At 61.7% G+C, this 26,675-nt stretch carries 22 protein-coding genes and 3 pseudogenes; 12 read left to right on the top strand and 13 right to left on the bottom strand.

The window, feature by feature from the left end; all coding sequences use genetic code 11:
* The first annotated feature begins 25 nt into the window (after positions 1-25).
* From BN9444_RS14785 to BN9444_RS14290, 4 genes and pseudogenes are all read left to right on the top strand, one after another.
* Positions 26-193 carry a hypothetical protein gene (locus tag BN9444_RS14785; RefSeq protein ID WP_168162224.1) on the top strand — a complete coding sequence of 56 codons (168 nt, stop codon included), beginning with the start codon at positions 26-28 and terminating at the stop codon, positions 191-193.
* Between the two features lie 508 nt (positions 194-701).
* Positions 702-1,613, top strand: coding sequence for a Dyp-type peroxidase (locus tag BN9444_RS08485; protein ID WP_068801763.1), 912 nt, complete (start codon positions 702-704; stop codon positions 1,611-1,613).
* Positions 1,614-1,685: 72 nt separating this feature from the next.
* Positions 1,686-1,949, top strand: a pseudogene (locus BN9444_RS15480) (heterodisulfide reductase-related iron-sulfur binding cluster); the annotation flags it as partial.
* A 39-nt stretch (positions 1,950-1,988) separates the two neighbouring features.
* Positions 1,989-2,321, top strand: a pseudogene (locus BN9444_RS14290) (integrase core domain-containing protein); the annotation flags it as partial.
* A gap of 11 nt (positions 2,322-2,332) precedes the next feature.
* Here BN9444_RS14290 and BN9444_RS08475 read toward each other — a convergent pair.
* The 4 genes from BN9444_RS08475 to BN9444_RS08460 form a co-directional block, all read right to left on the bottom strand.
* Positions 2,333-2,926 carry a RecB family exonuclease gene (locus BN9444_RS08475; protein ID WP_196131547.1) on the bottom strand — a complete coding sequence of 198 codons (594 nt, stop codon included), beginning with the start codon at positions 2,924-2,926 and terminating at the stop codon, positions 2,333-2,335.
* Positions 2,898-3,143, bottom strand: coding sequence for a hypothetical protein (locus tag BN9444_RS14775; RefSeq protein ID WP_068801761.1), 246 nt, complete (start codon positions 3,141-3,143; stop codon positions 2,898-2,900). The genes BN9444_RS08475 and BN9444_RS14775 overlap by 29 nt, the downstream gene beginning before the upstream one ends.
* Positions 3,144-3,147: 4 nt before the next feature.
* Positions 3,148-3,639, bottom strand: coding sequence for a helix-turn-helix domain-containing protein (locus BN9444_RS08465; protein WP_068801760.1), 492 nt, complete (start codon positions 3,637-3,639; stop codon positions 3,148-3,150).
* A 520-nt stretch (positions 3,640-4,159) separates the two neighbouring features.
* A complete protein-coding gene (locus tag BN9444_RS08460) occupies positions 4,160-5,602 on the bottom strand; it encodes a recombinase family protein (protein WP_068802179.1) in 1,443 nt (480 codons plus the stop codon).
* Between the two features lie 28 nt (positions 5,603-5,630).
* Between BN9444_RS08460 and BN9444_RS08455 the strand changes: the two are divergent.
* A pseudogene (locus BN9444_RS08455) lies at positions 5,631-6,860 on the top strand (MFS transporter); the annotation flags it as partial.
* Positions 6,861-6,934: 74 nt separating this feature from the next.
* On the opposite strand, the gene BN9444_RS08450 reads toward BN9444_RS08455, so the two are convergent.
* Entirely contained in the window at positions 6,935-8,218 is a 1,284-nt protein-coding gene (locus BN9444_RS08450; RefSeq protein WP_066512257.1) for an SAM-dependent methyltransferase, read from the bottom strand.
* A gap of 203 nt (positions 8,219-8,421) precedes the next feature.
* On the opposite strand from BN9444_RS08450, the gene BN9444_RS08445 reads away from it, so the two are divergent.
* Positions 8,422-9,762, top strand: a complete 1,341-nt coding sequence (locus BN9444_RS08445; RefSeq protein ID WP_066512256.1) for an NAD(P)/FAD-dependent oxidoreductase — start codon at positions 8,422-8,424, stop codon at positions 9,760-9,762.
* Between the two features lie 190 nt (positions 9,763-9,952).
* Positions 9,953-11,536: a bifunctional hydroxymethylpyrimidine kinase/phosphomethylpyrimidine kinase gene (locus BN9444_RS08440; RefSeq protein WP_233423567.1), complete on the top strand. Its 1,584-nt coding sequence runs from the start codon at positions 9,953-9,955 to the stop codon at positions 11,534-11,536.
* A gap of 344 nt (positions 11,537-11,880) precedes the next feature.
* Here the strand turns inward: BN9444_RS08440 and BN9444_RS08435 are convergent, their stop codons facing one another.
* Complete coding sequence (locus BN9444_RS08435) at positions 11,881-12,486, bottom strand: class I SAM-dependent methyltransferase (RefSeq protein ID WP_066488044.1); 606 nt, start codon at positions 12,484-12,486, stop codon at positions 11,881-11,883.
* Between the two features lie 142 nt (positions 12,487-12,628).
* Between BN9444_RS08435 and corA the strand changes: the two genes are divergently transcribed.
* The gene (corA, locus tag BN9444_RS08430) at positions 12,629-13,702 is read left to right on the top strand and encodes a magnesium/cobalt transporter CorA (protein WP_066512253.1); all 1,074 of its coding nucleotides are present in this window, start codon (positions 12,629-12,631) and stop codon (positions 13,700-13,702) included.
* Positions 13,703-13,723: 21 nt separating this feature from the next.
* On the opposite strand, the gene BN9444_RS08425 is transcribed toward corA, so the two are convergent.
* Positions 13,724-14,209: a PaaI family thioesterase gene (locus BN9444_RS08425; RefSeq protein WP_066512250.1), complete on the bottom strand. Its 486-nt coding sequence runs from the start codon at positions 14,207-14,209 to the stop codon at positions 13,724-13,726.
* A 176-nt stretch (positions 14,210-14,385) separates the two neighbouring features.
* Here BN9444_RS08425 and gndA point away from each other — a divergent pair, with 176 nt between their 5' ends.
* Positions 14,386-15,840: an NADP-dependent phosphogluconate dehydrogenase gene (gene gndA / locus BN9444_RS08420; protein ID WP_066488038.1), complete on the top strand. Its 1,455-nt coding sequence runs from the start codon at positions 14,386-14,388 to the stop codon at positions 15,838-15,840.
* A gap of 111 nt (positions 15,841-15,951) precedes the next feature.
* Here gndA and BN9444_RS08415 read toward each other — a convergent pair whose 3' ends face one another.
* Entirely contained in the window at positions 15,952-17,487 is a 1,536-nt protein-coding gene (locus BN9444_RS08415; RefSeq protein ID WP_068801758.1) for an SLC13 family permease, read from the bottom strand.
* Positions 17,488-17,822: 335 nt separating this feature from the next.
* Here BN9444_RS08415 and BN9444_RS08410 point away from each other — a divergent pair, with 335 nt between their 5' ends.
* The 3 genes from BN9444_RS08410 to BN9444_RS08400 are packed head-to-tail and all read left to right on the top strand — an operon-like array spanning position 17,823 to position 21,115.
* Positions 17,823-19,301: a DEAD/DEAH box helicase gene (locus tag BN9444_RS08410; RefSeq protein ID WP_068801757.1), complete on the top strand. Its 1,479-nt coding sequence runs from the start codon at positions 17,823-17,825 to the stop codon at positions 19,299-19,301.
* Positions 19,301-20,188, top strand: a complete 888-nt coding sequence (locus BN9444_RS08405; protein WP_068801756.1) for a 3-methyladenine DNA glycosylase — start codon at positions 19,301-19,303, stop codon at positions 20,186-20,188. The genes BN9444_RS08410 and BN9444_RS08405 overlap by 1 nt, the downstream gene beginning before the upstream one ends.
* 60 nt (positions 20,189-20,248) lie before the next feature.
* Positions 20,249-21,115, top strand: a complete 867-nt coding sequence (locus BN9444_RS08400; protein ID WP_068801755.1) for a vWA domain-containing protein — start codon at positions 20,249-20,251, stop codon at positions 21,113-21,115.
* A gap of 290 nt (positions 21,116-21,405) precedes the next feature.
* Here BN9444_RS08400 and BN9444_RS08395 read toward each other — a convergent pair whose 3' ends face one another.
* The 5 genes from BN9444_RS08395 to secA2 form a co-directional block, all read right to left on the bottom strand.
* Positions 21,406-21,975 carry a MerR family transcriptional regulator gene (locus BN9444_RS08395; RefSeq protein WP_066488192.1) on the bottom strand — a complete coding sequence of 190 codons (570 nt, stop codon included), beginning with the start codon at positions 21,973-21,975 and terminating at the stop codon, positions 21,406-21,408.
* A gap of 337 nt (positions 21,976-22,312) precedes the next feature.
* Positions 22,313-22,888: a bifunctional nuclease domain-containing protein gene (locus BN9444_RS08390; protein ID WP_066488027.1), complete on the bottom strand. Its 576-nt coding sequence runs from the start codon at positions 22,886-22,888 to the stop codon at positions 22,313-22,315.
* Between the two features lie 52 nt (positions 22,889-22,940).
* Positions 22,941-23,618, bottom strand: coding sequence for a transcriptional regulator FtsR (gene ftsR / locus BN9444_RS08385; RefSeq protein WP_082723232.1), 678 nt, complete (start codon positions 23,616-23,618; stop codon positions 22,941-22,943).
* A gap of 267 nt (positions 23,619-23,885) precedes the next feature.
* On the bottom strand, positions 23,886-24,314 hold the full coding sequence (gene odhI / locus BN9444_RS08380; protein WP_066488016.1) for an oxoglutarate dehydrogenase inhibitor Odhl: 429 nt from the start codon (positions 24,312-24,314) through the stop codon (positions 23,886-23,888).
* A gap of 88 nt (positions 24,315-24,402) precedes the next feature.
* Positions 24,403-26,643: an accessory Sec system translocase SecA2 gene (gene secA2 / locus BN9444_RS08375; RefSeq protein WP_068801754.1), complete on the bottom strand. Its 2,241-nt coding sequence runs from the start codon at positions 26,641-26,643 to the stop codon at positions 24,403-24,405.
* Between the last annotated feature and the right edge of the window lie 32 nt (positions 26,644-26,675).

Raw genomic sequence — 26,675 nt, 5'->3', positions numbered from 1 at the left:
CGCAGCGTCCAAGGGAAACACTCGTATGAACTCTCGCGTCATGATTCCGGTTATCTGGTTCCGGCTCATCATTGTCATCGCGTTTACGATTTTCGTCGCCACGCAAAAGATGTGGATCGTCGCGGGCATCGCGGCGCTGTTGGCGTTGCTCAGCGTCTGGCAGCTCGTCGCCGCGTATCGAAACCGCGACTAAACCCACGATCGCGGCACGCAGACCACCGAACCAACGTCCGGCGCTATAGCGCTAGTTTCGTAACTGTTACGTTAATGGGGGTGCATCGAGCACACGGGGAGAAGGGGAATTTCGCCCCAGCAGCGCAATCGGAACACAGCGACACAACAGTGCCGAAAGACTCGTTCTATACACGCGCCAGACATAAGGGACTGAATAGTTCTGCGGCGGTTTCGAAGTCACGATGAGCCCGGACGTGCCGAAGGAATTTCTGGCGACAGGCTCCGCGAAGGACGCTGAAGCCTAGGCGAGCACAACGGTGCGCCAGCGGACGGTGGACGGGAATGCGGCGGGCGATATTGGGGGCATCGGCAAGCGCTGCACGATAACATGCAGATCGTGATAGATGTCCGATAATGTACATTATGTCAAAACAGCGATGAGGAGACTTCCCCACGTTTGGGCCTGTCTGCCAGATTACTGCGCGCAATCCCCGTGGCACAGACGCCGAAGCCTTACTATTGAGTCCATGACTATTCAGCACATCGTTGACAAGCCGTCGCGCGCCGCCCTGTTCCTCGTTCTCGACGTCACTCCGGGCGGCGAAGTTGCCGTCCGCGACTTCATCGGCGGATTCAAGGGTCTGGTCAAGTCACTGAATTTCCGTTATAGCGCCGAGGATCTTTTCGCGGTCATCGGCATTGGCGCGAAGCTCTGGCCGCGGCTCACGTCCGCACCCGTGCCGGCGGGACTTAAGGAGTTTGAGGAAATCTCCCAAGGCAAGTACACAGCCCCGTCGACGCCGGGTGATCTCCTCTTCCACTTCCGCGCGGAGTCCTATGACGTATGTCACGAGCTGGCGTCGCAGATTCTCACGAAACTCGGTGACGCGGTGCGCGTGCTCGATGAGACGCAGGGTTTCAAGTACCTGGACGGCCGCGACCTGTTGGGCTTCGTGGATGGCTCGGCTAACCCGACGGATAACGAGGCGCTCGAGACTGTCCTCCTACCCGAGGACGCGGATTACCCGCGCGGTTCCTATGTCACCGTGCAGAAATACACGCATGACCTCAAGGCGTGGGCGCAGCTCACCGTCGAGGAACAAGAAGACGTCATTGGCCGATCCAAGGTCGACGACATCGAGATGGACGACGACGTCAAGCCGTCTAACTCCCACGTAGCACTCAACGACCTGGACGAGGATATCTACCGCGAGAACATGGCGTTTGGTTCTTTCGCCTCGGGCGAAATGGGCACGTACTTCATCGGCTACGCGCGCGACCCGGAGTTCGTCAACGAGCGCCTGCGCAATATGTTCATCGGCGATCCGGTGGGCAATTACGACCGTATCCTGGACTTTTCCACGGCCGTGACGGGCACGAACTTCTTCGTGCCGAGCGTCACCCTCATGGGCGAATTCAGTGAGCTGCCACTTCCCTAGCCTGCTGTATTAAATAGTAAAGCGCGGTGCCAGGACGGTCCCGCGTTTTTAGCGTTAGTTAAGCGCGCGGCGATGGATGAGCGCCGCGACGACCGCGCCGGTGATATGGGCGTCCACCCGACATGCTCGATGCACCACATGGGTATCAGTGACTCGCTGCTAGCCCTGGCCAACGCGAGCGGCGAGGCCAAGGTGCCAGAGGGTGCGACGTGCTGTGGCACCGCCGACGACCGCGGGCTGTTCCACCCGGAGCTCGTCGAATCCGCGACCCGCGAGGAGCGCGCCTCCCTCAACGCAGAGCACTTCGACGCGTTTGTCTCGGACAACCGCACGTGCGAGATGGGCTTGGAGATGATGACTGCAGGACGAATCCATGGAAACCAGTTAATTCACCATAGTGATCGGGGCAGCCAGTATGTGTCACTGAAGTATTCCACTGCGCTAGCGGAATCCGGAATCCGTCCGAGTGTGGGAACAGTCGGCGATTCTTATGACAATGCTCTAGCCGAAACAGTCAATGGTCTCTACAAGGCTGAACTGATTCATGCCCGGGGCCCGTGGACGTCGGTCGGAGAAGTCGAATTGGCCACCTTGCGGTGGGTGCATTGGTGGAACACCAAGCGGCTTCATGAAGCTTTGGACTACGCTACCCCACAGGAAGTAGAAACCGAGTACTATCTCACCCAGCCCATCAACACAGGGCCGTAAAAGAAGCGGAACTAAACCCAGGACGCTTCAGCTTCAGAATATGTCGCCAGCTGAAACGCGTCGCCAGGCATAGAGCCGGTCTTAATATCACGAACAAGCAAGCCCATGTTTGTCTCTACAACCTGGTCGATGAAGCCTTTAACTTGTACACCGCCTAGCTCGACCTCAAACTCCAGCTCGATACCTTTTGTACCGTCAGGCGCTACCCAAATCTTGTCACTAGATTTGAGGCTGTAGTCAACCAAGGATTTAAGTTGTTCTTTGCCAATGCCCCATCGGCGCTCAATATCTACCGGGCCAGAATACGGGCCAGAACCAAACCAATAATCAAAGTTCGGGGTCTCCTCTGATTGTTCTTCGATGGAGCGAGTGAACTCTTCTTCATAAATCTTTAGAAGGTCATCAAATGTCAACTCTCGATTAGAAAGTTCCCATTCTTCCATAGCTTTATGAACCGCAAGACCCTGCGAGAGCCAGCTTGCAGGGCGTTTCCATACCTTATCAATGCGCTCCAGCTTATATTTGTAAGCGCAACGCATAAAAGTATTATGTTGGGACACCGAACGGTGCGTGTGGTTAGACTGTTCTAAATTGACTGTAGTCAATGCTCTCCTTCTCTTCGTAGGCATATACGACTAGCTTCATATCTTTAGATTCGTCGTAACGTGCGTCGGTCTCATATACAGACCCAAACTTAGGCAAGAGTTCTGCCAAGGCCACTGAGTGCGGTTGAGTTTCCCCAAACCAACAGACGTGCATTTCATGTTTTTCGCGGTCGATAAGAACACACAGATTATCTGTAGACTCATCAACAACAAGCAAGGCTTTACTCCTTCGGTAAGTTTTGAGGGAGTCGCCATAGCTTCTCCCCCAACTTCGTAATTTTGACACCAGGACGGATTTTGATCATGTAATTTTTATCCGTCTCAGTGCGGGGTACAAATGCAAACCCTGGGGTGTTTGAAATTCGTGGCACGGCTGGATAATCAGGGTCAAAATCCAAGACTTGATTAAACACGGTAAGCTTACGAATAAGCGAGCCAATCTTATCGAAATTAGCCTTACTGGTCATACCTTCAGGGTCATAGTTCAGATGAGCAGTCAACCTCAAAGCTTGATAAAGGTGATTACCTCTGTACTCCATCGGTAGTTCCCAAGGGAGATTTTCATTGATTAGATTGATTACACTCTCATGCCCGCCTTGTTTAGCAAGCTTGTTTACGTATTGACGGCTAACACCAAACTCTCTAGCAATATCCGATTGACGAATACCGTCTTCTAACAGGCTCATCACATCTTCTGGGGTGAGTCGTGCCATGCGCTTAGTCGCCGGGTGCCCGTGGCCCGGAGGTTCCTTCCATTCAAAGTTAGGCTTTTACGTTACAAACTATATTATGCCATAAGTCAACTTAAGCACATCTTGCTCATGCCTTTGATATATCAAAGAGGTAGAGTTTCGAACTCGTGTACTAATAATAACCCCACCCCGCGAAATTTCAAACTCTAAGCGACGATAGTCACCTGTGCATTGAGGTAGCTTGCCAGTCCCTTTAGGTCTGTTTCAGACCACCTCGTATTCGATTAAAGAATCGTGCTACCTGTAGTAAGTCAATTCGATACTACGGAGCCGATGATTCTCCGGTGCTCGTAAATTCTGGCACAGTTATTCCGTCTGGCGTTGAAATCGACCAATACGAAACTTCCTTTGTTCTTAAGGAAGTTGATGACCCAGGCAAGGGTGAGTATTCGGTCGGTTCGTCTACCCCTCCGAGCGGCAGTACCCCTTCCTTACACACCTCATAGTAGACATAACCCCCTCCCGAAGGAGGGAGCTTTTGTCATTTTTCATTCAGTACAGTTTGGAGATCCTGGGGTACAAAGAGCTCAAAATCTACAAGTCCTGGAGCGTGTCGTGTACCTCGATTGAGTTGCTCGGCTTCCACTCGAACTCCGATGCTAATTAGAAACAGTCTGCGTTCTTCGGTGGTCATTCTATCCCAGGCTTCAGCGTAGGTCTCTCCTGTCTCCTCCCAATGGTCCACGTCTTCTTGATTGGTTGCCTCTAAGGCTTCGAGTTTGTCTCCGAGGAGGTCTAATTGTTTGAACAAGGATTCCCTGGCAGCTTTTGAGGTTGCCTGTGAGAGGTAGGAAACTAGCTCGTCGTAGGCTTCTTTGGTTTCCTTGTATTCTACAGCTGTGTTGATTCCTGGTGTGGTCTTCTTTACCATAACCGGGTATTTACCAAGCTCAATATGGAATTGTTCTTCGATAATACTTTCGATAACGTCAGCATTAAGTGCGTGTTGTAGACAGCCGTTGTCACAGTAGTATGACCTATAGACTCTTGGTGTTTTAGTAAGCCTGCGAATGTGCATTTGTTTGTGGCACTTTGGGCAGAATAAAACTCCGAGCAATGGGCTGGTTTGCCCTGGGCGCTGACGGTGAGACCTTTTCTCCATAAGCCCCTGGAGCTTTGTAAAGTCCTCAATCGTAATCGATGGTGGACCTTTGAGGATTGGTTTCCCTACTTCGTCCAGGAGAGGCTTGGATTTATAGGTGGTCCAGCCAAGTAGAGCTTTGGACCGGAGGATTCTTCTGACACTGGCACCGTCCCAACCTTTGTTGGTTTTCTTGCCGTAGCGCGCCTCGGTCATTGTTGGAATGCCGTTCTCATTAAGCTTCTTGGCTATCGAGTTAGCTGAGACTCCTTTGAGAGCTTCCTGGATCATGGACTGGAGGATTATTTGCTCGTCTGGATCTAGGACAAGCTCCCAACCTCCAGAGGGGAGCTTTGAGGGCTTGTAGCCATATGGCGGTGTCCCTCCCTGCCATCGGCCTGTCTCTCGTAGTTTCTTTTGAGAAGACCGTACACGGGCCTTAATTGCTTCGAGTTCGCCTTCGGCAACCCCTGACAGGACACTTGCTACCATTCGCCCTACCCAGTTAGAGAGGTCAAGTTGTTCTTCGACTGTGGCGATTGATTTGTTATGTTCCAGGAGCCAACCGAAGAGTTGGTTGATTCCAATTGCGTTTCTGGCTACTCGGTCTAGCTTCCAGGCTACGAGTATGTCCCATTCGCCGGCTCGTTCTTCTGTCAGGTATTTACCTAGCTCTGGTGTTTCAAAGGGATTGAGTGAGCCGGAGACCTCTACGTCTTCTGCCCAGGCTACAATCTCGTGTCCTTGCATCTTTGCCCAGGCTTCTATGGCTTCTCGCTGGCGTACAACCGAGGTAGACTCTTCTGAGTCTCGGGATAGTCTGATTCGTCCTAGTACTCGCATGAGTCTCAATATACTATAAACGAACACCGCAGTCGCCGTGTTCCCCTACCTCTTCTTCCCGAAGACGGAAGACCCCACGATTGCACTGCTCCAGTCCTTCGCCACCTTTGGCCTCGCGTTCGTTGCCCGCCCGCTGGGCTCGGTCGTCTTCGGCCACTTCGGTGACCGCATCGGCCGCAAGGCCACCCTGGTGGGCGCGCTGCTCACCATGGGTATCGCCACCTTCATCATCGGCATCCTTCCCACCTACGCCACCGCGGGCATCCTTGCACCAGCGCTGCTGGCGCTCATGCGCTTCTGCCAGGGCCTGGGCCTGGGCGGCGAGTGGTCCGGAGCGGCCCTGCTGGCCTCCGAGACCGCCGAAGACGGCAAGCGTGCGAAGGCCGCCATGTGGCCGCAGTTCGGCGCCCCGTTCGGCTTCTTTCTCGCTAATGGCTTCTTCCTCACCTTGGTCGCCACCATGGACTACCACCGTGGCGACACGACGGGCACGTTCATGGAGTGGGGCTGGCGCCTGCCGTTCCTGAGCTCTGCGGTGATGGTCCTCATCGGCCTCTACGTCCGCCTGAAGCTGGAAGAAACTCCGGTCTTCCAGCAGGCTGTGGACTCCGGCAAGAAGGCCAAGTCCCCCATCCTCGAGGTTTTCAAGACTGCATGGCTCCCCACCCTCATCGGCACCTTCGTCATGGTGTCCTGCTACACGCTGTTCTACCTGGTCACCACCTGGATCCTGTCCTACGGCATCGGCGATAGCTCCAAAGGCCTGGGCCTGAACATCCCGTACATCCAGTTCCTGGAAATCCAGCTGATCTCCATCTTCGCCTTCATAGTCGGCATCCCTGTCGCCTCGCTGCTGGCTGATAAGTATGGCCGCAAGCCGGTCCTCACGGTGACCTCCGCCATCATGATAGCCTTCGGCTTCACGTTCCCGTTCTTCCTAGACATCGAAACGGCGACCACCGGTTCCGTCCTGGCCTTCCTCACGCTCGGCATGTTCATCATGGGCCTCATCTTCGGTCCGATGTCTGCGGTCCTGCCTGAGCTGTTCCCGACCAACGTCCGCTACACCTGCTCCGGTATCGCGTACAACGTCTCCTCCATCCTGGGCGCTGCGGTTGCGCCATTCATCGCCACCTGGCTGGTGAAGACGCAGGGTGTCGCCGCCGTCGGCTACTACCTCATCATCGTCTCCGCCCTCTCCCTGGTCGCTATCATCGCGATGCGCGAGATGAGCAAGGTCGACCTCACCGAGGTCTAAACCCCACACTCCGCACAGACCAATCCCCCGCGAACAGGAGCGCGGGGGATTTCTCGTGTGCGAGCTCGGCTGGCCTAACGGCGGCCGCCGCGATTGCGGTGGACGAGCGTGAACTGGACGGAGTCCGCCATGCCGAGCGCGAAGAGCGCCTCGCGCAGCGCGAATTGATAGGTCCACAGGCGGCGGTAGACCGGGTCGAAGCCGGCGGCGGCGGCCTCGCGGAGGTGGCCCACGAAGAAGGAGCGCTCCTGCTCGAGAGACTCTCGGTAGTGCGGTCCGGTGTGGGTCTGGGCCACAATGCGCAGGCCGGTGCTACGCTCGACCAACTTGTTGATCTCGGGGACGGTGAGCAGGCCAAGACCGGGCCACACGTAGGCCTTGAGCGCCTGCAGCGCGTCGCGACCGGGGCCGGTCATCTGCTCCGTGGCGACGGTCGTTTGGATCACGGCGCGGCCGCTGGCATCGAGAAGCCGGTCGATGGCCTGCACGTAGCGTCCACGCTCCCGACTGCCCAGGGATTCCAGGGCCTCGATGGAGATGATCGCGTCATACCGACCGCGCCATTCCTGCGGGCTCGGCACGAGGTGCTCGATATCTTGGCAGGCCACGTTGTCAGAGACGCCAGCGAGCACGAGATGCTCGCGGACGGCCTCGGCACGCTCGGGGTCAGCCGTAAGAATATCGACGACAGCGCGGCGCTCGGCCGCCTGAACGGCGGCCTGGAGACCCGTCGCCGGGAAAACCAGGACGTGGGAGCCGGCGCCGACACGGGTGGCATCAGCAAGCCAGGCTGCGGCGCGCTCTTGGGCGGAGCGCAAATCCTCGCGGTCGACGGCGGTGGGCTCCGACAGATGGGTGACGTCGACGAAGTGCTCCTTGGCGCCGGAGCGCTCATAGGCCGGCACTGACTCGCGAACCGTCGTCGGCACGCCCGTGGAAAAAATTCCGCCCTGGTGGCTCACGCGATCCCCGGCGTAGAGCTTTACCAGCTCTGTGGGCAGCTCCCCGCCCGTCGCGGGCGATTCGGGCACTGCGGGGGTCTTGGGTGCGTACCCAGCACCGAGCAGGCGCTTGAGGACACGCACGAGATGCGCGGAGTCCGGCGTCGTCCACTCTCCGGCGAGATAGGACTCCGCGAAGCCTACCCAGCCGCCGTGCGCGAGGCGGTCGAAGAGCGCGTCATGCGCGACCCGCAGGTCAGCGTCAGCGCCCTCTAGTACCAGTCCCGCCGCGTCGCAGGCCTGCGCAAACTGAGCCTCCGCGCGCCGGGCACGCCACGCGCCAAAGCGAGGAACGGGCACCTCCGCCACGCCTGGCCACAGCTGCGCATCAATGGCGTCAAGATGGGAATGGCTCACGGTGCCCCTTACTCATTAGAACCGGCGAACGACGGACAATACCCGCCAGTTTAAGCGGCGCAGAGCGCCACAGCGCCCAGGCGGGGCCGCGCGCCCGGAGTATTTTGTGACCTAAACTATGCCGACCAAGGAGCAACCTATTACACTAGCCGGGTAGCTAAAAACACGGCTGTATATCTTTACAAGAGAGGTTTTACTCACACATGGCTGAGAACGCTTTCCGTCCCAACGGCGGCCGCCACCACGTCGTCGTTATTGGTGCAGGCTTCGGCGGCTTAAACGCCGTCAAGTCCTTGAAGAACGCTGATGTTGACGTCACGCTCATCGACAAGAAGAACCACCACCTGTTCCAGCCGATGCTCTACCAGGTAGCCACCGGCCTCGTCTCCTCCGGCGAGATCGCTCCGTCCACCCGCCAGATTCTGCGCGACCAGGACAACGCCCACTTCGTCAACGGCAACGTGACGGACATCGACATCAAAGCCCAGACCGTCACCGCGGCTCTGGACAACACCGAGCGCACCTTCGAGTACGACTCCCTCATCGTCGCCGCTGGCGCTGGCCAGTCCTACTTCGGCAACGACCACTTCGCCGAGTTCGCGCCGGGCATGAAGACCCTGGATGACGCGCTCGAGCTGCGCGCCAACATCATTGCCGCCTTCGAGAAGGCAGAGCTGACCGATGACCCGGCTGAGCGCGAGAAGCTCCTCACCTTCGTCATCGTCGGTGCTGGCCCGACCGGCGTCGAGCTCACCGGCCAGATCGCAGAGATGGCCAAGCGCTCCTTCAACGGCCAGTTCTCCAACTTCTCGCCGTCGTCTGCGAAGATTTACCTCCTCGACGGTGCACCGCAGGTCCTGCCGCCGTTCGGCAAGCGCTTGGGCCGCAAAGCACAGCGCACGCTGGAGAAGCTGGGCGTCGACGTACGCCTCAACGCCATGGTCACCAACGTGGACGAGAAGTCCGTGACCTACAAGGACATGAAGACCGAACAGGAGACCACCATCGAGGCTGGCGTCAAGATCTGGTCCGCCGGTGTTGCCGCTTCCCCGCTGGGCAAGATGGTTGCCGAACAAGCTGGCGTCGAGACCGACCGCGCAGGCCGCGTCCCGGTTAACGAGGACCTCACCCTGGGCGAGTACTCCAACGTCTACGTCATCGGCGACATGATGGGTCTTAACCGTCTGCCGGGCCTGGCACAGGTCGCCATGCAGGGTGGCGCACACGCTGCCAAGCTCATCGAGGCCAAGCTGGATGAGGAGTCCACTGCCAACGAAAAGGAGGCCTTCGACTACTTCGATAAGGGCTCCATGGCCGTCATCTCCCGCTTCAACGCTGTGGTGAAGATGGGCAAGACCGAAATGACCGGCTTCCCGGCATGGATCGCCTGGCTGGCTCTCCACGTCGCATACCTCGTCGGCTTCCGTTCCCGCGCCATCGTGGCCCTCAACTGGCTCATCAATGCCGTCTCCCCGGTCCGCGGCAACCTCGCAATCACGGACCAGCAGCGTTTGGCCCGCAACAAGATGGGCAAGGACGCGTAAGTCTTCTCTTCCCCATCATTCCCCCGTCTCGCTGTATCGCGAACGGGGGATTTTTATGCCCAAAACCGCGCACACACCTACGGTCCTTTGTTAGTGTCGAGAGCGCAACATGGGGTGCCAAGGCTCGAAGCCGCGGCTGAGATAACACCCATCGAACCTGCACTGAGTTAGAACTAGCGAAGGGATCGTTGTGAACGACGCCGTTATTGGCGCGCCTGCTTCGGCGCGCATTCCTGCAGTACCCCGCGTACTCTCCATCGCCGGAACGGACCCCACGGGCGGGGCCGGCATCCAGGCAGACCTCAAATCCATCGCCGCGGCAGGCGGCTACGGCATGTCCGCCGTGACCGCCCTCGTCGCACAGAATACCCAGGGCGTGCGCGAGGTCCACACCCCGCCGGTCGAGTTCCTCCGCGCGCAGCTTACCGCCGTGGCCTCAGACGTCACCATTGACGCGGTGAAGATTGGCATGTTGGGCAGCGCCGCCATCGTGGCGGAGGTCTCACGCTTTCTCGCCCAACTCTCGGACGTGCCCGTGGTCCTCGACCCCGTCATGGTGGCCACGAGCGGCGACCGCCTCCTCGACCGCGACGCGGAGGCCGCCGTGCGCGAGCTGTGCGCACGTGCCACCGTAGTCACGCCCAACCTCAAGGAGCTCGCCGTGCTCACGCAGACGGCCGAGGCCACCACGCTCGAGGAAGCCATCGCCCACGCCACCGCATGGTCCGCCGACACCCGCACCACGGTCATCGTCAAGGGCGGGCACCTGCGCGGCGACCTCGCCGATAACGCCGTCGTCACCCCGGACGGCGCCGTCCACCGCGTCTCCTGTCCGCGCGTGGACACCCCGCACACCCACGGCACGGGGTGTTCCCTCTCCTCGGCGTTGGCCACCCGGCTCGGCGCCGGCGCCTCGCTTTCCGATGCCCTCTCCTGGTCCACCCGCTGGCTCCACGAGGCCATCTCCCACGCGGCCGCCCTTGAGGTCGGCCAGGGCCACGGCCCCGTCGACCATGGGCACCGCGCCCGCCGCCTCGCGGCGGCAGCTTCCACCGTCCCGGCGCGCTTCTACAGCGATGTCACGAGCACTGCGGCCGCCCCCGCGCCCCACGTTTCCGCTGCGGGCCCGGAGACGGCCCGTCTCTGGGAACTCACCGGCGACGCCTGGCAGTCCATTACGCAGCTGCCTTTCATCCAGGCGCTAGGTACCGGCACGCTGCGCGAAGAGGACTTCGCCTTTTACCTGGCGCAGGACGCGCAGTACCTCAACCAGTATTCGAAGGCGCTGGCGCGCTTAGCCGCCCTCGCACCGGACGCCGGCGCGCAGCTTCATTGGGCCTCGGGTGCCGCCGAGTGCCTCGCCATTGAGATGTCCCTTCACAAGGATTGGATTGCGCACCACACCACGACGGTCCCCTCCACAGCGCTCACCGCCCCTTCACGGGTGACAAGCGCCTACACCGACTTCCTTGTCGCCACGACGCACACCGACGACTACGTCGTCGCTGCTGCCGCGGTCCTGCCCTGCTACTGGCTCTACGCTGAGGTCGGCCTCCACCTTGCGGCCCAGAACTCGCCCGAGCACCCCTACAACGCCTGGATCACGCAATACGGCGGCGAGGAATTCCTCACCGGCGTGCGCGCCGCCATCGCGCTCGTCGAAGAAGCGCTCACTGCCGCAGACCCCGCCACGCGCTCGCGTGCCACCCGCGCCTACCTTGCGGCATGTTGGCACGAGGTGGACTTCTTCGACCAGGCTGACCGCCGCTGGTAGCTTCGTGCGGCGGCGTGAGCGTGCCGGTGACACTGAGGTGCTCTTGAGAAGCATTATTCTCTGTGGATAACTGGGCCGATTTTGCCCACTGCATGTGGAAACCGGCGCAGGTTGTCCAGAACAAAAAATGTTCCCCTAGCTTCTTTTGGCGCGTGCCTTGAGCTTCTGGGGCATGACAGTTTCTCTCTTCGCAGCTCTTAGCATAGGCGTCTCCTCGCTTCCCGAAGCCGCCGGCACGTCGCTTACTGACATCCTCACCCGCGGTGTCTCCCGCCCCGACGCGCCCACACGAAAACCCCATCGACTAGGCCGATGGGGCTAGACGTCGTGGGCTCCTCGCAGTTCTATGCGAGCAAGCTGCTCGCGTTGGGGCGACGGAAGACGACCACGAGGAACGTCGAATTGGGTCCGAAGGGCTTGAGGTCCCACGACGAGAACGTGTAGTCGGTAACAAAGCCCACGGCCTCGGCGAGTGCAATCATGTCATCGAATTCCCAACCGCGTCCCGCACCCAACGCGACGACGAAGCGGCCGCCTGGCTTGAGCGCGTTGTAGATATTGCGGTACGCGGCCTCGCGGCCGTCCGGCGCGAAGAAGCCCACCACATTGCCAGCGGCTACCGCGATGTCAAAGTCATGCTCGTCGATCGCGTCCTCAGAGAGGTCACCCACACGCCAATCCCCCTCCGGGAAGTCATGCACAGCGTGTTCAATGAGGATGGGGTCGACGTCGACGCCCACCACGTCGTGGCCGAGCGCCGCCAGACGCCCGCCAAGGCGGCCGGTGCCGCAGCCAGCGTCGAGGACGCGCGAACCGCGCTCCGCCATCGCGTCGATGAGGCGCGACTCGCCGTGGATGTCTTGGCCCTGCGCCTCTAGCATCTTCCACTTGCGTGCAAAATTATGGGAATGTGCAGGGTTAGCGGCGGTGACTTCTTTCCAGGTAGGCATGCCGTTCAGTATAGGTCGCAAAACGCGCTACTATTAAGCCCGCACTGCGGTGCGTCCGTGTCAGATTGACCACGGCGTGTAGCCCGCACCGTCCAGGCCCCGCCGCGGACGGCCACACCTTACTGCGCAAGGGAGGCAGATTATGGCAGGAGTACCATCTCCGTTCAGGTCGCGTAAGCCGAAGGACCCTGCACCTGCGCACGCCCGCATTCGTGTCCCCGTCGAGCGCGCCATTGAACACTGCCGCGTCTTCGTCGACGGCGAGTCCCTCCCCGGCGAATTCACGCCTGCCACTGCGCAGGACACCGTGGATGAGTACGGCCGCGGCTTTATTTGGGTCGGTCTCCACGAGCCGGACGAGCACCAGATGACCTCCGTCGCCGAGGAATTCCGCATCCACGAACTCATCGTGGAAGACGCCGTCCAGGCACACCAGCGCCCCAAGCTGGAGCGCTACGATGATCAGCTCTTCGTCGTCGCCCGCTCCGTCAACTACCGCGACCACGACGAGGTTATCGATAAGCGCCAAATCATTTCCACCGGTGAGGTGCAGATGATTATCGGCCATAACTTCATCATCACCGTCCGCCACCGCGCGAAGCTGCCCAACCTTGCCTACACTATCGGCGACGACCAGGACCTCGTGGAGCTGGGTCCCGTCGCCATGGCGTGGAAGGTGCTCGATATGCTCGTGGACCGCTATGGCGAGATTGGCAAGCTGCTGGCCATCGAGGTCGACGAACTCGAAGAGATGGTCTTTACGCCCGGCTCCAACTTTGAGATCGACCGTATCTACATGTTCAAGCGCGAGGTCCTCGAGATGAAGCACGCCATCGCACCGCTCTCCGACGCATTGAGCGCCATGATCAGCAACCACAAGGACCTCATCTCAAAGCAGCTGCGCTCCTACCTGCGCGACGTCAACGATCACGAGCTCGTGGTCAAGGACGAGGTCGCACACTTCGACGAGCGCCTTACCTCGCTTATCGATGCCTCCGTTGCCAAGGTCTCCATGCAGCAAAACGCCGATATGCGCACCATCTCCGCCATCGTTGGCATGTGGGCCGCACCCACCATGATCGCTGGCGTCTACGGCATGAACTTCGACAAGATGCCGGAGCTCCACTGGGCGTGGGGCTACCCCTTCGCCGTCTTCCTCATGGTGCTCGTCGTCGCCGTGCTGTGGTTCTGGTTCCGCAAGAATAAGTGGCTCTAAGCCGCCCAACTCCCCCAGCGACTACGCGCCCACAACGATGGTGCGCAGCGTCGACTTCGCCACGAGCTCTCCGCCGTGCGACATCTCGGCTTCCCACAGCTGGGTCCGACGTCCTGTCTGCAGCGGGCGCGCCACGCCCTCGATCGGCCCTTGTTCAACCGAGCGGATGAAGTCGGTCGAGTTGTTCACGCCCACCACGGGTCCGCCGGCCACGATGACGCCGGCGATGGACCCAAGCGACTCCGCAAAAGAAGCGTACACGCCGCCGTTGACGAGCCCCCACGGCTGATGGTGCTGCGGCCCCGCATGAATGACGCCGCGGACCTCGCCGCGGGAAAGGTGCGTATAAAGAATGCCGACCTGGGCATCGAAACCGGTATTCGACTCATTGAGCTCCGCGAGTTCCTCCTGCGTGAGTGGGCGCTGCGCGGCCGTAACAATGAGTCGGTTGAGCAAGTCCTGGCGCGCGTCGGCCGAGGAGTCCTGGTTGGTGTGGTGGCGTGTCATAAGCGTCAAGCTTAGCGCCCAACCTGCCCGACCTCGCCCACTGTGGCTGGCAACGGGCTCCCCGCCCGCGACTCCACACACTCCTACGACAGCACGCACGCAGCCACTACAGATATTCACCACACAATCCCACGCAGACGGGCATCGGCACCGCTCGGTGACGTAGGATAGACCCCATGACTGAAACGAAGAATCTCGCATCGATCGGCGTTGTGGGCCTGGCCGTGATGGGCTCCAACCTGGCACGAAACTTTGCACACAACGGCAACACCGTCGCCGTGTACAACCGCAGCCCGGAAAAGACCCGCGCACTCATCGCGGACCACGGTGATGAGGGCTCGTTCATCCCTTCCGAGACCATCGAAGACTTCGTTGCGTCCCTCGAGCGCCCGCGCAAGGCCATCATCATGGTCCAGGCTGGCAAGGCCACCGATGCCGTCATCAGCCAGCTCGTCGAGGCCATGGACGAGGGCGACATCATCATCGACGGCGGCAACTCGCTCTACACGGACACCATCCGTCGTGAGAAGGAAGTCGCCGCCAAGGGCCGCCACTTCGTCGGCGCCGGCATCTCCGGCGGCGAGGAGGGCGCGCTCAACGGCCCGTCCATCATGCCGGGCGGCCCGAAGGAGTCCTGGGAGACCCTCGGCCCCATCCTCGAGTCCATCGCCGCGAACGTGGATGGCACCCCGTGCGTGACCCACATCGGACCCGACGGTGCCGGCCACTTCGTGAAGATGGTCCACAACGGCATCGAGTACGCAGACATGCAGGTTATCGGCGAGGCCTACCAGCTCCTGCGCTACGGTTTGAACCTTGAGCCCGCCGCCATCGCGGACATCTTCCGCGAGTGGAACCAGGGTGACCTCGACTCCTACCTCATCGAAATCACCGCTGAGGTTCTCGCACAGAAGGATCCGGCCACCGGCGCCCCGCTCGTCGACGTCATCCTCGACGCCGCGGGCCAGAAGGGCACGGGCCGTTGGACCGCCATCAACGGCCTGGAGCTGGGCACCCCGGTTACCGCCATCGCCGAGGCCGTCTTCGCCCGTGGCCTCTCCTCCGCCACCGCGCAGCGCGCCGCCGCTCAGGAAGGCGGCCTGCCCGCGGGCATCATCGACGACGGCGGAGTCGACCCGGACGAGTTCGTTGAGGACGTACGCCGCGCTCTCTATGCTTCCAAGCTCATCGCCTACTCCCAGGGCTTCGACGAAATCAAGGCTGGCTCAGACCAGTACGGCTGGGACGTCGACCCGCGCGATCTCGCCACCATCTGGCGTGGCGGCTGCATCATCCGCGCGAAGTTCTTGAACCGCATCCGCGAGGCCTACGACACCAACCCGGAGCTTCCGGCCCTCATTCTCGACCCGTACTTCAAGGGCGAGCTGGAGGACCTCATTCAGCCCTGGCGCCGCGTAGTCGCTGCTGCCACGCACATGGGCCTGCCGGTGCCGGTGTTCGCCTCGTCGCTGTCCTACTACGATTCCCTGCGCGCCGAGCGCCTGCCCGCCGCCCTCATCCAGGGCCAGCGCGACTTCTTCGGTGCCCACACCTTCAAGCGCACGGACCGTGAAGGCACGTTCCACATCGAGTGGTCCACGGACCGCTCCCTGACGCAGACCGACGCCTAAGCCTACTAACCGCCTAGGCGCAACCAGCGCACAGGCCAACGCCCCGACCACCTCTTTCAATGAGGCGGCTGGGGCGTTTCCTGTGTCCGCGATCCACTGCTAGAAAGTGGCTTAAACCAAGCCCATCCACTTCCAGTACGTCGCGGAGAAGAGAAGCACAAGCAGGTAGCCCACGATGGTGAGCGGAACACCCGTCTTGAGGAACTGCTTGGTGGAAAACGCGCCGGTACCGTAGGCCAGCATGTTCTGCGGTGCGGAAACCGGCAGCAGGAAGCCGAAGCAGATAACGAACTGCTGGATGACGACGAAGCCAATGCCGTCGTTGGGCAGAGACAGCGTCGAGGCGAGCGCAATGAAGACCGGGATAAGGGCCGAAGCCAACGAGGTCGCGGACGCGAAGCCTAGGTGGATGAAGATATTGAACAGTGCCACGAGCGCAATCGTTGCGAGGATGGGCAGGGAGTCAAGGCCCATGAGACCGAAAGTCTTCTCCGACAGCCAGGTCGCAGCACCCGTGTCCAAAAGGAAGGAGCCGAGCGAGATACCGATGGCGAAGACGATGAGCGTACCCCAGCTCACCTTGGCCTGAGCTTCCTTCCAGGTAAATACGCCCACGCCCGGAAGCAGCATGATGGCCACAGCCACGGCTGTGACGACAGCGGAGCTGATCGGGTGGAGAAGATCCTCCGTCGCCCAGAAGCACAGCAGCAGAACGGAGATGACCACGAGTCGTTTCTCAGCACCGGACATGGGACCCAAGTCACGAAGCTGCTTGGCGACGAGTTCTTTGCCACCCTCAATCCGGTCGGTCTCGGGCTTGATAACTGCGCGCATGATGAAGTACAACGCAACGGACATGAGCACTGACCACGGTGCGGCCCAGAGGAACCACTGGCCCCAGCTCACGGACTGGTCCATCTGCTTTTCAATGAAGCCAACCGCTACGAGATTCTGCGCAGCTGCGGTCTTAATGCCCACGTTCCAGATGGACACGGCCTGCGCCGCAGTGATGACCAGGAGCGCACCAAGCTTCGAATTATTCGACAAGCCGAAGGCCGCGACCATGCCCAGCAGAATCGGGACCACTGCACCAGCACGCGCAGTTGCGGACGGTACGAAGAAAGCCAGGATAATGGCGATGACGATGGCGCCGGCCACGATATGCGACGTCTTCTCCCCCGCTACTTTGAGCACGACGAGCGCAATGCGCTTGTGCAAGCCCGTGACCTGCATGGCACCGGCAAGGATAAGCGCCGCCGCGACGAGCGCGACCGCCGAGGACGAAAAGCCGTCCATGGCCACGCCGAGCGCCTTCGAGGTACCGATGATCTCACCGGGATTTTCAGGATCGGGCGTGAGTCCCAGGATCACCGAAATAAGGCCCACGATAAGGAGGGCACTCACCGGATACGACACGGCTTCCGTCACCCACATGATGACAGCGAACGCAAGCATCGCCAAGGCCACTTGACCCGGCTGGTTCAAGGACTCGATGGGAAGCACAAGCACGGTGACCAACGCCGCGACAGCGACGAAGAACCAGGCCGCGTTAATATCGAACGCACGCTTCTTCACAGGGGCTGCTGCGCTGTCCGCTCGCTTTTCGTGCACGGCAGCGGCGCCGCCTGACGTGTTTTCTTGAGACATTCGTCTCACTCCTTTAGTGCTCTCACCGCACGGTGCCACACATGCCCCGGCGGCCGCAGGAACTCCCACGGGGTGATGCGCGCCAGCCCCCCGCGGGACCACCTCATAGGCCCACTTTGGCGAATACTCGCCCATGCATGCCATATAGTCGCGCCCTTGTCCTCTGGGCTTTCGCGCCGTACCCCTTTAGGTTATAACCTCTTGTGGATATCTTCTAACCAAGCAGTCCCTCACGCCTATGGGATTTCTCACGTCACGGTCACAAAAGCGAATAAAACACCCATTTCACCGGCGATCCGTGTTTTCATCCATCCCGGCTATAGACTGGATAAACAATGACTACTTTCGCCGATCTTGGCCTGCCTCGCGACATCGTTTACATCCTCTCCCGCCAAGGGATCGAGTCCCCCTTCCCCATCCAAGAAGCCGCCATTCCGGACGCGCTCGCGGGCAAGGACGTCCTCGGCCGCGGCCCCACGGGCTCCGGCAAGACCTTTACTTTTGGTCTGCCCATCATCACCCGCCTGGCGGACTCCGGCGCGTCCAAGCCACAGCGCCCGCGCGGCCTCATCCTCGCGCCCACCCGCGAGCTCGCCATCCAAATCCAGGAACGCCTCGACGAGCCCGCTAATGCGCTGGGCCTGCGCACCCTCGCCGTCGTCGGCGGCGTCAACATCAACCACCACATCCGCGCACTCGCCCGCCCCGTCGACATCCTCGTCGCCACCCCAGGCCGCGCACAGGACCTCATCAACCAGAAGAAGCTCTCCCTCGCCGACGTGCAGATCACAGCCCTCGACGAGGCCGACCACATGGCTGACATGGGCTTCCTACCTCAGGTGCGCAAGCTCCTCGACCTCACGTCGAACACTGGCCAGCGCCTGCTCTTCTCCGCCACGCTTGATGGCAACGTCAACAAGCTGGTCAAGCAGTACATGCACAACCCGGTGACGCACTCCACCGCGCCGGTCGAGGCCGCCGTGGGCACCATGGAGCACTTCGTCGCCTTCGTCGGCGACCGCGACACCCGCAACGACGTCGTGCTCACCCTCGGCGCACGCGAGGGCAAGACCATCATGTTTATGCGCACCAAGCACGGCGTCGATCGCCAGGCGAAGAAACTGCGTCGCGCCGGCATCAACGCGATGCCGCTGCACGGTGATAAGGGTCAGGGTGCACGCACCCGCGCCATCGAGGGCTTTGGCGACGGCTCCGTGCCGGTCCTCGTCGCCACCGATATCGCTGCTCGCGGCATCGACATCGACGATGTCTCGCTCGTCGTCCACGTCGATCCGCCCGCGGAACACAAGGCTTACCTCCACCGTGCGGGACGTACGGCCCGCGGTGGCCACTCCGGCACCGTGCTCACTCTCGTCATGGACCAGCAGCGCGACGAGGTCGCCGCGCTGCTGAAGAAGGCCGGCGTCGAGGCCCGCAAGCTCGAGCTTGCCGATGCCCCCTCGCCCGCCCTCGACCCCGAGCTCGTCCGCATCACGGGGGCGCGCAAGCCTACCGGCGCTCCGTTGCCGCCTCCGGGCCAGGCCGTGCAGGGCGGCCAGTCCTCGGCGAAGAAGTCAGGCGCACCGAAGTCGTCGGGCGAGGGCCGCAGGTCCCGCTCACGTCGCGGAAAGTCCTCGAACGGCGGCGCACGCGAGGACTCCGCAGGCGGCTCACGTTCTGGCTCGCGCCGTCGTTCCACACGTCGCAGCAATGGCGGTCAGAATGGCCAAGGCGGCGGCAACTCCCACAGGGGTGGCCAAGGACGAGGTGGTCAAGGTCGCGGCGGACGACAGGGTCGCCAGGGGCGCTCGTGATGGCGAGCTTGTCCGCACTCACATACCTCACCCCGGAGGAGTGGAAGCCGCGCCATGCGGCTCACGTCGCCGCGGCCGAGGAACGCCTTGCGCGGTTCCGGCACCCCGGCGGCTATCACCCGGTCTACGACTTCCTCTTCGAGTACTACCCGGTCCGCCCGTCCCACCTCACGCGCTGGCACCCGGGCTTCGGCACGGCGCTGCTCGGCGAGCCGACGGATATACCGCAGGCGGAATATCGCGACTATCGCGTCGTCGACACCCCGCGCGGTCCGGCCGTCACCGTAGACCTCGACGCATTGTGGGCACGCCGCGGCGAGTCTTTTACGTATATACGCGACCTCATGGCGAAATCGACGGTCAACCCCACGAGCTTCGATTGCTTTGGCTTGCACGAGTGGGCGATGGTCTACAAAACGGACACTCCGCGCCACGACCTTCCGCTGCGCCTTGGCGCGGAGGGAACGAATACCGTGGTCGAAGCCAATCGCATCAAGTGCACACACTATGACGCGTTTCGCTTCTTCACCGAACCGGCCCGGCCGCTCAACCTCACAGTCTTGACGCGCGAGAGTCAGCCCGACCACGACCAGGCCGGCTGCGTCCACGCGACGATGGACCTCTACAAGTGGGCCTGGAAACTCGGCCCGCTCGTCCCCGGCGAACTCTTCCTTGAGGCGTTCGACCTCGCGGTGAAGGCACGTACGCTCGACATGGAGGCATCGCCCTACGATTGCCGTGAGTGGGGCTTTGGCGTCGTGCCCATCGAGACCTCTGAAGGCAAGGCAGAATACGTCCATCGCCAGCGTGCACTCGCGGCGGAGGGGAATCCGCTTCGTCAACGGCTTGTCGCACTCGTTGACGCCGCGCGCGCCGCTACACTTTAGCCATTGTGTAATGGGTCGCACATGCGGCCAGACCTCAGGCGGGAAGGACAGCACTCACTCATGGCACGTCATTCAAACGGTAAAGGTACGTATTCGGTGGCCTGGTGGATCATTGTGCTGGCCATCCTCATCGTCGCCGCCCTCGTCTTCGGCATCGGTTGGCTGCTGCGCGGGGGCTCCGATGAAGGGTCCACCTCCGCCGCACCCGCCGCAGCTTCCTCCAGCGCAGGGCCCGCAGACGACAACGCTTCTCAAGCACCTGCCAGCGAGAAGGAAGCACAGGACTCCCCTGATTCTTCGTCTGCGGCGGAGTCCAAGGACGCCTCCGAGTCCTCGGCAGCTCCTTCCAGCGCCGCCCCGGCGAGTGAGAAGCCCAGCGCCGCACACGCACCTGCAGCGCCGGCCGACACGCTCTTCCTCCTCGACACGTCCGACCAGATGGCACCGAACTATGGTGCCGTCGCTGGCGCACTCGCCGACACCGCGCAAGCGCTCGGCGCCGCTGGCCAATCCGTCGCGTTGTGGAACTACTCCTCGCCGCTCTCGCCCACCGCAACAGTCGGCTACCGCGACAATGTCGGATTCGGTGCCGCTGGTGACGTAGCTGCCGCCGCAACACAGTTCGGAACCGGTGGCGTCCCGCAAACGCGAAGCGCTGTCCTCGCGGCACTCGCCACCGCCCGCGATCAAGCCAACGCCACTGGCAAGGGCGCCCGCGTCGTCCTGGTCACCACCGGCACCGCCCAGGACATGGACGACGCCGCCTTCACCGCGGCACTCGACGACGTCCGCAGCGACAATGTGAAGCTCTCCGTAGTCCAGATCAGCGGTGACAAGGATGAGGCCTTGGCTAAGGCAGCAGCCTCCTACGCCACAGCATCCCCGAACGACGCCGCCAAGGCTCTCGCCACCGCCTCCGGCGTTTAACCACGTGCCTACGTGGCTTCCCAGCCTCCGTTCCTTTCACCGGCCCCCCTCACGCGGGGCCGGTGCCCTTCTTGGTCGTCGATGAATCGACGTTGCCGAACGCACGCGCTGGCGGCGCGCGCCGATCACACTGTTGCCCTCTACCTTCCTGCGACGTGGAGCGGGTTCCCGATTCATGCCCATGCACGAACGAGACCGCTGTACACAACACCGTCGCACAAGACAGCACAAACCCCGTCGTCTATCCCGTGAGCGTGGATAGACGGCGGGGTTACGCTTGAAGCGCTGCCTTAGGAGGTCTTGCGCTGGCGGCGAGCAGCGAGCTCGTCGAGACCAACAACCTCGGCCACTGGGGCATCGACAGGCTCGACGCGCTCGGACGGGAAGTTGGAGATGGTACCGGTAAGTTCCTTGACAATGCCCGGCACGGCAATGCCGAAGACGCCCTGGCCACCGGCGAGAAGGTCGATGACCTCTTCGTTGGAGCGGCACTCGTAAACGGTCGTGCCGTCGGAGACGAGGGTGAGTTCAGCGAGGTCGTTCACGCCGCGGTCACGCAGGCCCTCGACGGCCAAACGGATATTCTGCAGCGAAATACCAGTGTCAAGCAGGCGCTTGACGATCTTGAGGACGAGGACGTCCTTGAAAGAGTACAGACGCTGCGAACCGGAGCCGCGTGCGGTGCGGATGGACGGGTTGACCAGGTCCGTGCGTGCCCAGTAATCAAGCTGACGGTAGGTGATGCCGGCGACCTGGCAGGCGATCGGGACGCGGTAGCCCACTTCCTCGTCCGGGCCGAGGTCGAAGAGGGACTCTTGCACTGCCCGTTCCTTCAGCTGATTGTCTTCGGTATTGCTCACGGTATTCTCCACTGGTCTAGGCCTAGCGATCCTTGTCTCAGCCAGAATTGCAGCTGGCGAGTCAAGTCCTAGGACTTATTAAATTCCACTCACGCCGCCTAGTCAACCGTTCTTCGTCGACTGGGCGGCGTCTAACTCTTAAGTAGAACTTTAGACCTTGGAATAAACCTCTGCACCACGAGTCACAGGCGTGTCATTACATCGGCGAAATTTCTTTCACAGATTACCCCCAGGTGTTACCCCCGTGGCGCGTGTGACTGGTGTGAATAGTGTGCGCGTCGGCTTCCTGACGCGATTCGGACCAGTGCTTTCGCCCTTTGATTGGCCTTCGGCGCGTTTAGTCGGTCTCGCCGAAGTCCTCGTCTTCCATGCCGAGGGAGCGCATCATCGCTTCGAAGTCGGCGTCGGCTTGCGGGTCCCCCGAAGCCGAGGTGCTCTTGGCGTCCCCCTGCGTCGCAGGCTGGTCCGCTTGAATCTCGAGTGGGTAGGACGAGCTTAAGTATTCATCGAGTGCCTCAGGCGTGGTAAAGATAGCGACCTGAGCCAAGTCCTCCTCGTCCATGGTGAGGTCGACGCCAAAGCGGTCCGCCAGGATAATGGCGTCGCAGGCTGACACCTCGACGCTGCTGCCGCTGGCAGAGACGACATCGAAGAGGAAGACTCCCTCGTTATATGTCGACAGGGAGATGGCCTCGACGCCGCCCTGGTCGTCGAAGACGTCAATGAGAGCATCGATGGCGCGGCGGCGCTGACCTTCATAGCCCTTGACATACGCGGCGGCGAGACGCGGCTCCTGGCCCGTGGTCCAGATGGGCACGACACGCTGCTGGCCTTCAGGCTGCAGAGCGATGCAGCTGAAGTCCTCGGTGACGTCCAACACGATGTCGATGAGCGCAAGTGCGACGGTGGCCATGATTCCTCCCTAAAGGAAAGCGGGTACGACGAACAGCGGCGAGAGCGAGCGTTTAGGCGTTGAACTCGTTGCGCAGGTCCGTCTTCACCAGCGTGCCGTGCAGAGACACCACGAGCGCGGTCATCTGCTGAGAGAGTTCTTCGGCCTTCTGGCGCGCGGTATCCGACTTGCCGTTGGCGACGGGAGTGGCGGCCTGGGCGATGAGGTCAGCCTGACGACGTGCGTTGTTGCGCAGCGTCTTGAGCGAACGCTCATCAAAACCGAAAGCCTTGAGTGCGAGCGCCGTGGATACGACGGCGGCGTCATCCGCGGTGAAGAAGCCGGACTCGTCCGGCGTGATGAGGCCCAGTTTGGCGAGGGAGGCGACCTCTTCTTCGGTGCAGCCGGCCTGCGCGGCGACATCGGCGTCGGTAAGCCGCGTCAGGGCCGGGGCGCGGAACTGGTCGGCGCGCACGAGGGTCTCGCCGAGGCTGGCGCCCACGATGGCGGTCACCTGGCCGGAATCCATAGCTTCGAGCTGCTCACGGATGACCTTGAGCGGCGTGTAGTTGTCACGCTGGGTCTGCAGAATAAAGCGCAGACGGTCAACGTCGGACTCCGTGAAGCGGCGGTAACCCGAGGCCGTGCGCTGCGGTGTGATAAGCCCCTCGGACTCCAGGAAGCGGATCTTAGACACGGTGACGTCAGGGAACTGCTGATTAAGTGTCTGCAACACCACGCCAATAGACATGGTCTTAGCCTTCTTCACTCCTGCCTTGGGCTGCGTGCGGAATGCCGCGGAGCCTTGGTCGCGTGCTACTGCGTTCACTGGTTTATAACTCGCCGTATCTCTCGGGATTGTCTACTTAACTAAGGGGTATGACTTCGCGCCGCTACTATGCGGTGGCGCTACGCCGAGCCGGTGGTACAAGCACGGGCGACGCAGTGCGCGGGAAGCCGAATACGCCGCGCGACGGCCAAGTGTGCCGGACCGCCGCGCTACGCGTTTTTGTCTAGATTAGTTCTTGCCGGCGATGAAGACCAGACGGAACTTACCAATCTGGATTTCGTCACCCACCTCGAGAACCTGTGAGTTGCGCGGCTCGCGGTTCACGTAGGTGCCGTTGAGGGATCCCACGTCGACGACCTCGAACTGGCCGTCTTTGATGCGGAACTCCGCGTGGCGGCGGGAAACGGTGACATCGTCGAGGAAGATGTCTGCCTCCGGGTGGCGGCCCACGGTGGTGGTCTCCTGGTCCAAGAGGAAGCGCGCACCCGCGTTGGGACCACGCTTGACAACAAGCAGGCCCTGGCCGGCGGGCAGGTTGTCCGCACCCGTCACGGTGTTATCGGTGGCGGCGCCGGATTCCATCTCCTTTAGAAGGTCTGCGCGGAAGACAGAAGTGGTTTCCACCTGCGGTTCCGGGGTTCCAGTATGTTCGCTCATTATTACCTCCGATGTTTCGGACCAAAAGTTAACTGCTCTCAATCATAGCGATCCGCCTCGCTCGGCGGCGCCGTTGGAGCTATTTAATTTAACGGAAGATGTTTCCGATGCTGCTCATGACGGAGTTTCCAGAACCGGACAGCGGGTTATCGGAAACCATGTACGTCCACGTCGCACTCGGACGCGACAAACCCAAATCGTTAAGGTGTGCGCCGTCCTCGTCGATGAGGACGTCGTTAAAGGTCTCCACCGCCTGATCCACCGCGCGTTGAGCCAGCTGCTTGAACTCGCGCACAGCAATGCGGTGATACTCGTCGATGGGCGTCTGGCGCGCGATGGCACGCAGGTGGATGGACTCGCGGACATCGTCCATGAGCTCGAGGTGGTCGGCCCACGCGAGGTCGAGGTGATAGAGCATGATCTCGCGCGCGGCAGCGACGCGGGTTTCCTCCGGCAGGGCTTCCAGCGCGGCGGCCTTCTGCGGCGCGCGCTGCTGGAATTCTTTCCACGCTTGGTCCGTGTCGAGAAGCACGGCGCGGCGCTCATCGATGATGATGCGCTGATCCGCGAGCAGCTGGTTGTACTTCCACGTCTGGGCGTGGATTTCCAGCAACTGGCCTTCCGTCACGCGCTGGCAATGAGCGATGAAGTCGGAGACGCGCTTGGACTCGATGCGCCCGTCCGGCCCGGGCTGCGCGGACAGCGACTCATCCTCGCCGCCCTGACGGACCACGTCATCCTCGAGGGAGACGAAGAAGATGCTCAAACCGGGATCGCCCTGGCGCCCGGCACGGCCACGCAGCTGGTTGTCGAGACGCGCCGTGCGGTGGCGGGTCGTGCCAATGACGGCGAGGCCGCCGAGGTCCGCGACCGTGTCGTGATCGCCCTCATCCGCGCCGCCGAGCTTGATGTCGGTGCCGCGGCCTGCCATCTGCGTGGAGACCGTCACGCGGCCGATATCGCCGGCTTCGGCGACGATGCGTGCTTCCTCCGCGTCGTTCTTTGCGTTGAGGACATTGACGTCGATTCCGCGCTCGCGAAGGACCTCGGCCAAATCCTCAGACTCGGCGACATCGTGGGTGCCCACGAGCACCGGCTGGCCAGTGGAGTGGATGGCGATGATCTCTTCGACGATCGCCTTGTTCTTCTCCTCGGCTGTGGCGTAGATGCGGTCCGCCTCGTCGAAGCGGCGCAGCTCCTTGTTGCGGTCGATGACGGAGACGTGAAGGTCATAGAACTGACGCAGCTGGTCGGTCGCCTCGACGGCGGTACCAGTCATGCCGCACACGAGCGGGTAACGGCGCATCAGCTCCTGGAGCGTGACAGTGTCGAGGATGCGGCCGCCCTCGGAGACCTCAAGGCCTTCTTTGGCCTCGACGGCGGCCTGCAGGCCGTCTGGCCACCGTTGGAGGTCTGCGACGCGGCCGCGGGAGGCATCGATAAGCTGCAGCTTGCCGTCGGTGACGATGTAGTGAATGTCGCGGATGAGCAGGGCCTTGGCGTGGAGCGCCAAGTTGACCTTGACCAGGATCGTGCCGATGTTCTCCTCCGAGTAGAGGGAGTCGATGCCCAGCTCGCGCTCGACGCGCGCGGCACCGTCGTCGGTGAGCGCCACGGTGCGGCCATCCTCGGCGATGGTGTAGTCCAGGTCCTCGCGCAAGCGAGAGACGACATTCGTGATGTGGCCTGTGGGGGCCTCGCCCGGGCGGTTACCGGCGAGCACGAGCGGGACGAGAGCCTCGTCGACGAGCACGGAGTCTGCCTCGTCGACGAGCGCGACATCCGCGCGCGCTTGGACGGTCTGGGAGCGGTCCGTGATTTGGTTATCGCGCAGCACGTCGAAGCCCAGCTCGTTGACCGGGGCGTAGATAATGTCGCTGCGGTAGGCCGCGCGGCGGGAGTCCTGGTCCAACTTCTCGGTAACCGAGGCAACTGTGAGGCCAAAGAATTCGACGAGCGGGCGCATCCACTCCGCGTCGCGCTCGGCCAAGTAGTTGTTCACGGTGACGAGGTGAACGCGCTTGCCTGTAAGTGCGAACCCGGTGGCGGCCATGGCACCCACGAGGGTCTTGCCCTCACCTGTGGCCATCTGGATGACGTCGCCCTCGAGCAGACGCAGCACGGCCTGGGACTGGACGTTGAAGGGGTGCATGCCCAGGCGGCGCTCGCTCGCGACGGCAAGCGCGGCGAGGAAGGCTGACTTATCGGCGATCGCGCCGTCACGCACGGCGTCGCGCGCGTGCTGCGCGACCTCGGCGTCGCTGAGCTGCGCCAGNTTGCGCTCGGATTGCGCACCCATCGCTTTCCAGAACCAGCCAAATGCACCCATGCGGGGCCTCCTTCATGCTTGACGTCGCCGCT

The sequence above is a fragment of the Corynebacterium phoceense genome (assembly GCF_900092335.1).
GTDB lineage: Bacteria > Actinomycetota > Actinomycetes > Mycobacteriales > Mycobacteriaceae > Corynebacterium > Corynebacterium phoceense.
This window is presented reverse-complemented; position numbering and strand designations above follow the sequence as displayed.